Raw genomic sequence first — 11,718 nt, forward strand, 5'->3', positions numbered from 1 at the left:
CATCCCGCGCAACATCAACGTTATTCACGGCACCGTGGAGGAACGAAATGCGGTCGACTGCACGGGTTCTGGTCTACAGCGACGATGCGAGCACCCGGGAGCAGGTGCGGCTGGCGGCCGGGCGCAGGCCGGCCGCGGACCTGCCGCCGGTCGAGTTCGTGGAATGCGCCACCCTCCCGGCCGTCCTGAGCGAGCTGGACGCGGGCGGGATCGACGCGTGCGTGCTGGACGGCGAGGCGGTTCCGGCCGGGGGCATGGGCGTGTGCCGGCAGATCAAGGACGAGATCTTCCGGTGCCCGCCGGTACTGCTGCTGATGGGGCGTCCGCAGGACGCCTGGCTGGCCACCTGGAGCCGCGCGGACGCGGCGGTGACCCTGCCGGTCGACCCGGTGGAGTTCGCGGACGCCCTGGCGGGCCTGCTGCGCCCCCGCCTCGCCGCCAACTCGGCCTGACCGCACCCCTCGGCTCCCGCCGGGGGACACCACCGCTCGTGCCCGGCGGAAGGCTGTACGGGTCGGCCGAGCCGAAGGGGCCGCGCCGGCGAAGGCGGGCGAGCGCCCGGAGAAAACCGTGGGGCACGAGCGGTTTTCGAGGACGCACGCCCGCCTGGAGCCGACACCAGCGGCCCCGGAGGCGAAGCCGACCCCATTCAGACAGTCGGCCGCAGGCGGGCCTTGTCGATCGGGCTGCGGCCTTCCTGGGTGCCCTTGAGGAGGGCGCTGCCGTCGCGCCACTCCTTCCAGTCCAGGTTCCAGTCGCCGAAGCCGTTGCCGAACGGCTCCATCTCGTCGCCGATACTGTTGATCACCCGGACGATGTCGCCCTCGGTGATGTTCTCGTAGAACCAGGCGGCGTTGCCCGTGCTCATGCCGGTGCAGCCGTGGCTGACGTTCTCGTAGCCCTGCGAGCCCACGGACCACGGCGCGGCGTGCACGTATTCACCACTCCAGGTGACGCGGGTCGCGTAGTAGACGGGCAGGTTGTAGTACTCGCTGCCGCCGATGCCGACGGTGTCGCCGCGCATCTGGACGAAGTACTGCTTGCCGAGCACCACCTTGACCCCGTTGCGGGTGGAGAAGCCGGGCTTTCCGGTGGTCACCGGAATGGTGTTGATCACTTCTCCGTTGCGCTCGAACGTGAGGTAGTGCGAGGACGCGTCGGTGGTGACCTCGACCCGGTCCCCGATCTCCAGCTTCAGCGGCTTGCTGGCGGCCCCGTGGAACTCGTCGGAGATCTTGATGCCCTCCAGATTGCTCCGTACGGAGACGGTGGAGTGGGCGGGCCAGTAATCCTTCGGGCGGAAGTGCAGGTTCTTGTCGTCCACCCAGTGCCAGGCGCCCTCGACGCCCGGCGGGGTGTCGACGACCAGGCCCCGCTCCACGATCGCGCGGGCGGCCTTGTCCGTGATGGGCTCGTTCAGGACGGCCGTGATGGGCTGCCCGACGCCGTACTTGCCCTCGTCCGGCCCGAATTCGACCTTCAGGACCTGCTTGGCCGGAGTGGTCTTGAACGTCAGCCTGCGCTGCCCCGGAGCCCCGCGCTCGTCCTCGGTGTTCACCAGGACCGTGTAATGGGCGCCGGCGGCCATCGGGGCGGTGCTGTGCCAGCGATCGCCCTTGGCGCTCAGCTCGCCCGCGAGCCGGCGGCCCTGGGCGTCCACGGCGGACACGTCGGTGATCCGGTTGCCACCGGTCCCCTTGGCGGTGATCTCCAGGGGCTTCTCGGGGTCGAGGGGCCGACCGCCCGGGGGCTGGTTGAAGACGACCTGGTCGCCCGCGTCGTACGGGCGGGCTGACAGCGGGTTGTCTCCGGGCCCGCAGGCGGTGGCGCCGGCCCCCAGGGACGCGACCAGCACGGAGCAGCTGAGTACCGTCCAAAGACGCGGTGAGTGCTTCATGGAGCCAACGCTATGAAGGTATGACCATTACTGCGCGCGGGGTGACTGCAAACGAGGGGCCCGGACTCCTCCGTTGGAGGTGTCCGGGCCCCTGGTCTTCGTTCTGCTTGCGGTACTACTGGTTCTGGTTCTCACCGCGGTAGTACTCGTACACCCAGCCCCACAGGCCGATCATGATGATCGGGGCCGAGAAGTACATGAGCCACCAGCCGAAGATGACGCCCATGAACGCGAGCGCACCGCCGATGCCCAGCGAGAGCGGCTGCCAGCTGTGCGGGGAGAAGAACCCCAGCTCGCCCGCCTCGTCGGCGACGTCGGCCTCCAGGTTGTCCTGGGCCATCTCGTCCACGCGCTTGGCCGTGAAGGCCAGGTAGTAGCCGATCATGACGCTCAGGCCGAAGGCCAGGAAGAGCGCGGTGGTTCCGACGGGCTCCTTCGACCACACGCCGTACACGACGGCCATGATCAGGATGAAGAGGGAGAGCCAGAGGAACATCTTGCCCTGGATCTTCACTTGCCGGCCTCCTTGCCACCGGTGACGGCCTTGGCGGCGACGCTGTGGTCCTCGAGGTGGTCGAGGGCCGCGATCTCAGGGTGGTGCAGGTCGAACGCCGGGGATTCGGAACGGATCCGCGGCAGGGTGAGGAAGTTGTGCCGCGGCGGCGGGCAGGACGTCGCCCACTCGAGCGAACGGCCGTAGCCCCACGGGTCGTCGACCTCGATCTTCTTGCCGTACTTCGCCGTCTTCCAGACGTTGTACATGAACGGCAGCATCGACATGCCCAGCAGGAACGAGCTGATCGTCGAGATCGTGTTCAGGGTGGTGAAGCCGTCGGCCGCGAGGTAGTCCGCGTAACGGCGCGGCATGCCCTCGGCACCCAGCCAGTGCTGCACCAGGAACGTGCCGTGGAAGCCGATGAACAGCGTCCAGAAGGTGATCTTGCCGAGGCGCTCGTCCAGCATCTTGCCCGTGAACTTCGGCCACCAGAAGTGGAAGCCGGCGAACATCGCGAACACCACGGTGCCGAAGACGACGTAGTGGAAGTGCGCGACGACGAAGTACGAGTCGGAGACGTGGAAGTCCATCGGGGGCGAGGCCAGGATGACGCCGGTCAGACCACCGAAGGTGAAGGTGACCAGGAAGCCGATCGTCCAGAGCATCGGGGTCTCGAAGGACAGCGAGCCCTTCCACATGGTGCCGATCCAGTTGAAGAACTTCACACCGGTCGGTACCGCGATCAGGAAGGTCATGAAGGAGAAGAACGGCAGCAGCACACCGCCGGTGACGTACATGTGGTGGGCCCACACGGTCACCGAGAGGCCGGCGATCGCGATCGTCGCACCGATCAGACCGATGTAACCGAACATCGGCTTGCGGGAGAAGACCGGGATGATCTCGGAGACGATTCCGAAGAACGGTAGCGCGATGATGTACACCTCTGGGTGTCCGAAGAACCAGAAGAGGTGTTGCCAGAGCAATGCCCCGCCGTTCGAGGCGTCGAATACGTGCGCACCGAACTTGCGGTCGGCCTCCAGCGCGAACAGCGCGGCGGCCAGCACCGGGAAGGCGAGCAGGACCAGGACACCGGTCAGCAGCACGTTCCAGGTGAAGATCGGCATGCGGAACATCGTCATGCCGGGAGCGCGCATGCAGATGATCGTGGTGATGAAGTTGACCGAGCCGAGGATCGTGCCGAAGCCCGAGAAGGCCAGACCCATGATCCACATGTCGGCGCCGATGCCCGGCGAGCGGACCGCGTCCGACAGCGGGGAGTAGGCGAACCAGCCGAAGTCGGCGGCGCCGTTCGGCGTCACGAAGCCGGCCACCGCGATGGTCGAGCCGAAGAGGTACAGCCAGTACGCGAACATGTTCAGCCGCGGGAACGCCACGTCGGGCGCGCCGATCTGCAGCGGCATGATCCAGTTCGCGAAGCCCGCGAAGAGCGGGGTGGCGAACATCAGCAGCATGATCGTGCCATGCATGGTGAACGCCTGGTTGAACTGCTCGTTCGACATGATCTGCGTACCCGGACGGGCCAGCTCGGCGCGCATGAGGAGCGCCAGCAGGCCGCCGATGATGAAGAACACGAACGACGTGACCAGGTACATCGTGCCGATGGTCTTGTGGTCGGTAGTGGTCATCCACTTCACGACGACATTGCCCGGCTGCTTGCGCCGCACCGGCAGCTCGTTTTCATACGAGTCGGCGGCGGCACCCTGAGATTCGTTGAGGATGCTCACAGTTTGTTCGTCTCCGCATTCCGGGCCGGGTCAGTCTGCTTGATGCCGGCCGGGAGGAAGCCGGTCTGCCCCTTCTCGGCCAGTTCCTTGAGGTGCGCCCGGTAGGCCTCGGGCGAGACGACCTTGACGTTGAAGAGCATCCGGGAGTGGTCGACGCCGCAGAGCTCGGCGCACTTGCCCATGAACGTGCCCTCCTGGGAGGGGACGACCTCAAAGACGTTGGTGTGGCCCGGGATCACGTCCTGCTTGAACAGGAAGGGGACCACCCAGAAGGAGTGGATGACGTCGTTCGACGACAGGATGAAGCGGACCTTCTCACCCTTGGGCAGCCACAGCGTGGGGCCGGGGTTGCCGGTCTCCAGGTTGCGGTCGCCGGGAACGCCCTTCTCGTAGACGCCCTCGGCGCCCGCGGGGAATTCCTTGGTGAAGCGGTCCGGGATGTTGGCGAGCTCCTTGGGGACCTCGCCCGCCTTCGGGGTCGCCGCATCGCCGTCGACGTTCTCGACGTAGTTGAAGCCCCAGCTCCACTGGAAGCCGACCACGTTGATCGTGTGCGCAGGCTTCGGGGTGAGCGCGAGCAGCTTCGACTCGTCACGCGCGGTGAAGTAGAAGAGCACCGAGACGATGATGAGCGGGACCACGGTGTACAGCGCCTCGATGGGCATGTTGTACCGGGTCTGCGGGGGGACCTCCACCTTCGTCCGGCTGCGCCGGTGGAAGATGACGCTCCAGATGATCAGGCCCCAGACCAGGATGCCCGTGATGAGGGCAGCTGCCCACGACCCCTGCCACAGGGACAGGATGCGAGGCGCCTCCTCCGTGACCGGATAGGGCATTCCGAGCCGGGGGAAGTCTTGCCAGTTGTACGAGCAACCAGTGGCGGTCGCCAGGACCGCGCCCGCAGTCAGCGCCTGCAGCAGCTTCCGCCGCATCGGGCGCCGCGGCGAGCGGTCGGAGCCGTAGGGACTCACGTAGCGCCTTCCCGAGAGTCTCGGCCCGCGCGGCCGGCCGCGGCCGTATTCGGGTCGGTCGCCGGCCCTGACGCAGGCAGGGGTTTGGATGTTTATGCGGACCAAACCCTACTGGACGCTATTTGGGGTCGCGCGGGGAGGGTGCCCAACGCGCCGCTACTGCCCCCGAAGGGATGGATCCGCCGTACGGGGGACGGCCCAACACCCCCTGAATGGCGGCCTCCGGAGGGCATCTGACGGCCCCTGACCTCGAACGCTCCCGGCCGCCGGTTAGCGTGGCCGGATGCCCTACTTCGACACCGCGTCCGCCGCTCCGCTGCACCCCGTGGCCCGGCAGGCGTTGCAGGCCGCCCTGGACGAGGGGTGGGCGGACCCCGCCCGGCTCTACCGGGAGGGCCGGCGCGCGAGGCTGCTGCTGGACGCGGCGCGCGAGGCGGCGGCGGAGACGGTCGGCTGTCGCCCCGACGAGCTCGTGTTCACTCCTTCGGGGACGCACGCGGTTCACACCGGGGTCGCGGGGGCCCTCGCCGGGCGCCGGCGCGTCGGCGGTCATCTGGTCGTATCAGCGGTCGAGCACAGTTCGGTCCTCCATGCGGCGGAGTCGCACGAGGCCGCCGGCGGGACGGTGACGCAGGTCCCGGTGGACCGCACGGGGGCGGTGTCCCCGGCCGGATACGCCTCCGCGCTGGAGGCGACGACGGCCCTGGCCTGCCTCCAGTCGGCCAACCACGAGGTGGGCACGGTCCAGCCGGTGGCGGAAGTGGCCGAGGTCTGCGCGGCGGCGGGGGTGCCGCTGCTGGTGGACGCGGCGCAGTCGCTGGGCTGGGGCCCGGTCGAGGGCGGCTGGTCGGTGCTCACCGCGAGCGCGCACAAATGGGGCGGCCCGGCGGGAGTCGGACTGCTGGCCGTCCGCAAGGGCGTCCGCTTCGCGCCCCAATTCCCCGCGGACGAAAGGGAGTCGGGCCGCTCCCCCGGCTTCACCAACCTCCCGGCGATCGTGGCGGCGGCGGCCTCGCTGCGGGCGGTACGGGCCGAGGCCGACGCGGAGGCGGCCCGGCTGCGGATCCTGGTGGACCGCATCCGGCGGCGCGTGGCGCGGCTGGTGCCGGACGTGGAGGTGGTCGGTGACCCGGAGCGGCGCCTGCCGCACCTGGTCACGTTCTCCTGCCTGTACGTCGACGGCGAGACGCTGCTGCACGAGTTGGACCGGGCCGGCTACTCCGTCTCCTCCGGCTCGTCCTGCACCAGCTCCACGCTGACCCCGAGTCATGTGCTCCGGGCGATGGGCGTGCTGTCGGAGGGGAACGTACGGGTCTCCCTGCCGCCGGGGACGACGGCGCAGGAGGTCAACGGCTTCCTGGACGTCCTGCCCGGGGTGGTGGCGGGGGTCCGCGCCACGCTCGGCGTGGCCGAACCGGTGCCCGTGGCGCCGGTGTCGGACGCACTGGAGATCGACGCGCTGGGCCTGCGCTGCCCGCAGCCGGTGATCGAGCTCGCCCGGGTCATCGCCGCGGTCCCGGTCGGCGGGACCGTGACCGTCCTGTCGGACGACGAGGTGGCCCGCCTGGACATCCCGGCCTGGTGCACGATGCGCGGCCACGCCTACCTGGGCGAGGCCCCCCGCCCGGTGGGTGTGGCGTACACGGTCCGCCGGCAGGTGTGACGCCGGCGGGGCCGATGCGGCCCCGCCGGCCCACCCGGGCCCCGGCCGCTACGCGGTCAGGTGGGCGCGGACCTCCGAGGCGGCCGCCTCGCCGTAGGCCTTCGTGAAGCGCTCCATGAAGTGCGCACGCGCCAGCGTGTACTCCTGCGTGCCCAGCGTCTCGATCACGAGCGTGGCCAGCATGCAGCCGATCTGTGCGGCCCGCTCCAGCCCCACGCCCCAGCCCAGACCGGTCAGGAACCCGGCGCGGAACGCGTCGCCGACGCCCGTCGGGTCGATCTTCGCCGTCTCCTCGGGGCAGCCGACCACGATCGGCTCCTCGCCGACGCGCTCGATCCGCACGCCCCGCGAGCCCAGCGTCGTCACCCGGGTGCCGACCTTGGCGAGGATCTCCTCGTCCGACCAGCCGGACTTCGACTCGATGAGGCCCTTCTCGTACTCGTTCGAGAAGAGGTACGTCGCGCCCTCCATCAGGGTGCGGATGTTGTCGCCGTCCATCCGGGCGATCTGCTGCGAGAAGTCCGCCGCGAACGGGATGCCCCGCGTACGGCACTCCTCCGTGTGGCGCAGCATCGCCTCGGGGTCGTCGGCGCCGATGAGGACCAGGTCGAGCCCGCCCACCCGGTCCGCGACCGCCTTCAGCTCGATCAGGCGGGCCTCGCTCATCGCGCCCGTGTAGAAGGAGCCGATCTGGTTGTGGTCGGCGTCCGTGGTGCACACGAAGCGCGCGGTGTGCAGGACCTCGGAGATCCGCACGGAGTCGGTGTCGACGCCGTGCCGGTCCAGCCACGCGCGGTACTCGTCGAAGTCGTACCCGGCCGCACCGACCAGGATCGGGCGGATGCCGAGCTGGCCCATGCCGAAGCAGATGTTCGGGCCGACACCGCCCCGCCGTACGTCGAGGTTGTCGACGAGGAAGGAGAGGGAGACCGTGTGCAGCTGGTCCGCGACGAGCTGGTCGGCGAAGCGGCCGGGGAAGGTCATGAGGTGGTCGGTGGCGATGGAGCCGGTGATGGCGATACGCACGGCGTGGACGCTCCTGCGAGGGACGGCGAGGGGGACATTCAAAACTACCCGGTCGCTGCCCCGCGGCCGACCGCACGAAACTACCCCGTAGTAGGTCTTTCTTCGCCCGCTGCGCCGTGCCTACCGTGCCCCATGACCTCTACCGATGGTTTCGGGTGCGCCGCGAACGGCTCACACGCCGAGAAGACGGCCGACACGCAGCCCGGATTCGCCCGGCTGCTGGGTGACTGCGCCAGGATGGCCCCGCACTGGACGGTCCCGGCGGACCCCCGGCCGGACCGGGTGGCGCCCTCCCAGATCCACGGGATCAGCGTTCCGCCGGCCTCGGCCCGCCTGATCGCCTCCACGGCCGAGTACGGCGAGTAGGGCCGGTCCTCCGGCCGCGTCTTCCGCGAGCTTCCTCGCGGAGCTGCGGAACCGGTTCGCCGTCTGTTCCGTCACAGCCGCATCAGCCACTGCGGTACGGGCGAAGGAGCAAGCGGTGACCAGCGAACAACCCGACACATCACGCGGCACACGGCGGCGGCCGGCCTGGGCCATCGGCTCGATCGCGGCCGCCGTGCTGCTCGCCGGCGGCGGTACGGCGTACTGGGCGTCGACGGCCTACGGCGACGGTACGCCGGGCGGCCGTACGGGTGAGCGCGCGGCCTCGGCGCCCCGCGTCGCGCCGGGCCCCTCGGGGCCGGGCATCGCCCCCGGCGAGCCGGATCCGCACGGCGGCGGGGTGACGTACCGGGCGGACGTCGCCCTTCCCGAGGCCCCGGCGACCGCGCCCGCCTACGCCGCGACGGGCGAGGTCACCTCGGAGGAGGTGGCCCGGCTCGCGACGGCCCTCGGCATCCCGGGCACCCCGCGGCAGACCGGCGACGTCTGGCAGGCCGGGGAGAGCGCGGACGGCGCCGGACCCCGGCTCACGGTGAACCGCAAGGCGCCCGGCACCTGGAACTTCTCCCGCTTCCAGGGGACGGGCGGCGCCGGTGACGACTGCAAGCGCGGCAAGGACACCTGCGGTCCGGCCACCCTCCCCCAGGGCGCCCAGGAGGCGGACGGCGCGGGCGCCAAGGGCGGCACGCCGGTGAGCGAGGAGGCCGCCAAGGCCGCCGCCGCCCCGGTGCTCGCGGCCCTCGGTCAAAGCGGGGCCAAGCTGGACGCCGGGCTCGTCCAGGGCGCCGTCCGCGTGGTGAGCGCCGACCCGGTGATCGACGGGCTGCCCACGCAGGGCTGGTCCACGAAGGTCAGCGTGGGCGCGGACTCCCAGGTGGTGGCGGGCAGCGGCGAGCTGAAGGCGCCCGTCCGCGCCGCCGAGCAGCCGGTGGTCGGGGCCGTCGAGGCGCTGGCCCGGCTGAACCGGTCCTCGGCCGGGACCGGCGGCACGGACCCGGGGCCGAGCGGCTGCGCGACCTCGGTCCCGCTGACCCCGGACACCCCGGTCGGGCCCTCGGACACGCTGCCGTGCAACCCGGAGCCGCGCCCGATGAAGCCGCCGCGGACCGAGACGGTGAAGGGGGCCGTGCTCGGGCTGGCCCCGGGGACGGTGGACGGCGCCCGCGGCCTGGTGCCGGCCTGGCTGTTCGAGGTGGCGGGCAGCAACGGCGGGCCCGGGCGCACCGTGGTCCAGCCGGCCGGTGAGAACGGCTCCACCGCGCCTTCGGCCCCCAAGGGCGGGCGGACGGTGCCCGGGTTCTCGTACAAGGAGGCCGACAAGAAGCTGACCGTGAACTTCTGGGGCGGGGTGTGCAGCACCTACGCCCTGGAGGCGCGGGAGGAGGCCGGGTCGGTCATGGTGAAGATCACAGACACCCCGAACGAGCCGGGCCGGGCCTGCATCATGCTCGCCCAGGACATGACGGTGTCGACGACCCTCCAGCAGCCGCTCGGCGAGCGGAAGGTGGTCGACGTGACCTCGGGCAAGCCGCTCCCCCGGCAGTAGCCCCGTACGGCGAAGGGCCCCCGGCACCTCTCGGTGCCGGGGGCCCTTCGCCGTACGTCTCGCTCCGGGCTCGGCCGGACGACGGGCTTAGCTGAACGAGTCGCCGCAGGCGCAGGAGCCGGTGGCGTTGGGGTTGTCGATCGTGAAGCCCTGCTTCTCGATGGTGTCGACGAAGTCGATCGAGGCGCCGTGCAGGTACGGGGAGCTCATCCGGTCCGTGACGACCTTCACGCCGTCGAAGTCCTTGACGACGTCACCGTCGAGGGAGCGCTCGTCGAAGAAGAGCTGGTAGCGCAGGCCGGAGCAGCCGCCGGGCTGGACGGCGACGCGAAGCGCCAGGTCATCGCGGCCTTCCTGCTCCAGCAGGGTCCTGACCTTCTCGGCGGCGGCGTCGGACAGGAGGATGCCGTCGCTCACAGTGGTCTTGTCGTCCTGTACGGACATCTGCATTCACTCCCGAAGTGGGCGGCTCCCCGCCGGAGGCAGGGAAACGTCGGACTCTTGCCGTCGATGGCAACGAGCGGGGTCGCGGATTCATTCCGGACCCGACGCATGTCTTAGATATTCATGCTCGCACACCGTCGTGGGCGGCCGGCCCCGACGGACCGAGTGCTTCGTCTCAGGGGAATTCGTCACATCGACACTATCGGCATCGTCAAAGTGACGTGAAGCAGCTATCATAGATAGCGTCAAATAGACGAGAAGTCGAAGCTCTGCTTCAGAAGTTCCCCTTGTCGCAGAACAGAAAGGGTGCGTGTCGTGACCACCGCCCAGCCTTTGGACGTCCAGCCGACGCCCCTTGCCCTGCTGCTGCTCGGCCGTGAGGCCGACCCCAAGAGCGAGCGCGGGGTGGAGTGCCCCGGCGACCTGCCCTCGCCGTCGGACCCGGACCTGGTCGCGCGCGCCCGCGCGGCCAAGGAGAAGCTCGGGGACAAGGTCTTCATCCTCGGCCACCACTACCAGCGTGACGAGGTGATCGAGTTCGCCGACGTCACCGGTGACTCCTTCAAGCTGGCCAAGGACGCGGCCGCCAAGCCGGAGGCCGAGTACATCGTCTTCTGCGGCGTGCACTTCATGGCGGAGTCCGCGGACATCCTGACCTCGGACGACCAGAAGGTCGTCCTGCCCGACCTCGCGGCCGGCTGCTCGATGGCCGACATGGCCACCGCCGAGCAGGTCGCCGAGTGCTGGGACGTGCTCACCGATGCGGGCATAGCGGGCGTGACCGTCCCCGTCTCGTACATGAACTCCTCGGCCGACATCAAGGCGTTCACCGGCAAGCACGGCGGCACGATCTGTACGTCGTCCAATGCGAAGAAGGCCCTCGAGTGGGCCTTCGAGCAGGGCGAGAAGGTGCTCTTCCTGCCGGACCAGCACCTGGGCCGCAACACCGCCGTCCGCGACATGGGCATGTCCCTGGACGACTGCGTGCTCTACAACCCGCACAAGCCGAACGGCGGCCTGACCGCCGAGCAGCTGCGGGACGCCAAGATGATCCTGTGGCGCGGGCACTGCTCGGTGCACGGCCGGTTCTCGGTCGACTCGGTCAACGACGTGCGCGCCCGCATCCCCGGGGTGAACGTCCTCGTCCACCCCGAGTGCAAGCACGAGGTCGTGGCGGCCGCGGACTACGTAGGCTCGACGGAGTACATCATCAAGGCGCTGGAGGCGGCCCCGGCCGGCTCCAAGTGGGCCATCGGCACCGAGCTGAACCTCGTCCGCCGCCTGGCGAATCGATTTGCCGCGCAGGACAAGGAGGTCGTCTTCCTCGACAAGACGGTCTGCTTCTGCTCGACGATGAACCGCATCGACCTCCCCCACCTGGTGTGGACCCTGGAGTCCCTGGCCGAGGGCAACCTCGTCAACCAGATCCAGGTCGACAAGGAGACGGAGAGCTTCGCGAAGCTCGCCCTGGAACGCATGCTCGCGCTCCCGTAACCCCTCCCGTACGCCCGAAGGGCCGCCCCCTCGATCGAGGGGGCGGCCCTTC

At 69.8% G+C, this 11,718-nt stretch carries 11 protein-coding genes; 5 read left to right on the plus strand and 6 right to left on the minus strand.

Going from position 1 to position 11,718, the window contains the following annotated elements; all coding sequences use genetic code 11:
• Positions 1–47: 47 nt before the first annotated feature.
• Positions 48–452, plus strand: a complete 405-nt coding sequence (locus ACFYXK_RS01755; RefSeq protein ID WP_053785150.1) for a response regulator transcription factor — start codon at positions 48–50, stop codon at positions 450–452.
• A 197-nt stretch (positions 453–649) separates the two neighbouring features.
• Here ACFYXK_RS01755 and ACFYXK_RS01760 read toward each other — a convergent pair whose 3' ends face one another.
• The 4 genes from ACFYXK_RS01760 to coxB all read right to left on the minus strand — a co-directional run bounded on the left by ACFYXK_RS01760 (position 650) and on the right by coxB (position 5,109).
• Positions 650–1,897 (minus strand): Ig-like domain-containing protein, encoded by a 1,248-nt coding sequence (locus ACFYXK_RS01760; protein ID WP_389409346.1) that lies wholly within the window; start codon positions 1,895–1,897, stop codon positions 650–652.
• A gap of 115 nt (positions 1,898–2,012) precedes the next feature.
• Complete coding sequence (locus ACFYXK_RS01765) at positions 2,013–2,411, minus strand: cytochrome c oxidase subunit 4 (protein WP_383507986.1); 399 nt, start codon at positions 2,409–2,411, stop codon at positions 2,013–2,015.
• Positions 2,408–4,138, minus strand: coding sequence for a cytochrome c oxidase subunit I (gene ctaD / locus ACFYXK_RS01770; protein ID WP_383507983.1), 1,731 nt, complete (start codon positions 4,136–4,138; stop codon positions 2,408–2,410). The genes ACFYXK_RS01765 and ctaD overlap by 4 nt, the downstream gene beginning before the upstream one ends.
• The gene (coxB, locus tag ACFYXK_RS01775) at positions 4,135–5,109 is read right to left on the minus strand and encodes a cytochrome c oxidase subunit II (protein WP_053785146.1); all 975 of its coding nucleotides are present in this window, start codon (positions 5,107–5,109) and stop codon (positions 4,135–4,137) included. The genes ctaD and coxB overlap by 4 nt, the downstream gene beginning before the upstream one ends.
• A gap of 283 nt (positions 5,110–5,392) precedes the next feature.
• On the opposite strand from coxB, the gene ACFYXK_RS01780 reads away from it, so the two are divergent.
• The gene (locus ACFYXK_RS01780) at positions 5,393–6,772 is read left to right on the plus strand and encodes a cysteine desulfurase/sulfurtransferase TusA family protein (protein ID WP_389409347.1); all 1,380 of its coding nucleotides are present in this window, start codon (positions 5,393–5,395) and stop codon (positions 6,770–6,772) included.
• Positions 6,773–6,820: 48 nt separating this feature from the next.
• Here ACFYXK_RS01780 and ACFYXK_RS01785 read toward each other — a convergent pair whose 3' ends face one another.
• Positions 6,821–7,798, minus strand: coding sequence for a carbohydrate kinase family protein (locus ACFYXK_RS01785; RefSeq protein WP_383507977.1), 978 nt, complete (start codon positions 7,796–7,798; stop codon positions 6,821–6,823).
• 132 nt (positions 7,799–7,930) lie between these two features.
• On the opposite strand from ACFYXK_RS01785, the gene ACFYXK_RS01790 reads away from it, so the two are divergent.
• Positions 7,931–8,164, plus strand: coding sequence for a hypothetical protein (locus ACFYXK_RS01790; protein ID WP_389409348.1), 234 nt, complete (start codon positions 7,931–7,933; stop codon positions 8,162–8,164).
• 115 nt (positions 8,165–8,279) lie between these two features.
• Complete coding sequence (locus ACFYXK_RS01795) at positions 8,280–9,728, plus strand: hypothetical protein (protein ID WP_389409349.1); 1,449 nt, start codon at positions 8,280–8,282, stop codon at positions 9,726–9,728.
• An 87-nt stretch (positions 9,729–9,815) separates the two neighbouring features.
• Here ACFYXK_RS01795 and erpA read toward each other — a convergent pair whose 3' ends face one another.
• On the minus strand, positions 9,816–10,172 hold the full coding sequence (erpA, locus tag ACFYXK_RS01800; protein WP_030010511.1) for an iron-sulfur cluster insertion protein ErpA: 357 nt from the start codon (positions 10,170–10,172) through the stop codon (positions 9,816–9,818).
• 306 nt (positions 10,173–10,478) lie between these two features.
• On the opposite strand from erpA, the gene nadA reads away from it, so the two are divergent.
• The gene (gene nadA, locus ACFYXK_RS01805; protein WP_389409350.1) at positions 10,479–11,666 is read left to right on the plus strand and encodes a quinolinate synthase NadA; all 1,188 of its coding nucleotides are present in this window, start codon (positions 10,479–10,481) and stop codon (positions 11,664–11,666) included.
• The last annotated feature ends 52 nt before the right edge of the window (positions 11,667–11,718 follow it).

The organism is Streptomyces sp. NPDC002209, from assembly GCF_042890265.1.
In the GTDB taxonomy this organism is placed as follows: domain Bacteria; phylum Actinomycetota; class Actinomycetes; order Streptomycetales; family Streptomycetaceae; genus Streptomyces.

What these genes read in the sequence shown, in the direction of transcription:
- ACFYXK_RS01755 (WP_053785150.1), top strand. Translation starts at nt 48, where the DNA reads ATGCGGTCGACTGCACGGGTTCTGGTCTACAGCGACGATGCGAGCACC.
- ACFYXK_RS01760 (WP_389409346.1), bottom strand. Translation starts at nt 1,897, where the DNA reads ATGAAGCACTCACCGCGTCTTTGGACGGTACTCAGCTGCTCCGTGCTG.
- ACFYXK_RS01780 (WP_389409347.1), top strand. Translation starts at nt 5,393, where the DNA reads ATGCCCTACTTCGACACCGCGTCCGCCGCTCCGCTGCACCCCGTGGCC.
- ACFYXK_RS01790 (WP_389409348.1), top strand. Translation starts at nt 7,931, where the DNA reads ATGACCTCTACCGATGGTTTCGGGTGCGCCGCGAACGGCTCACACGCC.
- erpA (WP_030010511.1), bottom strand. Translation starts at nt 10,172, where the DNA reads ATGTCCGTACAGGACGACAAGACCACTGTGAGCGACGGCATCCTCCTG.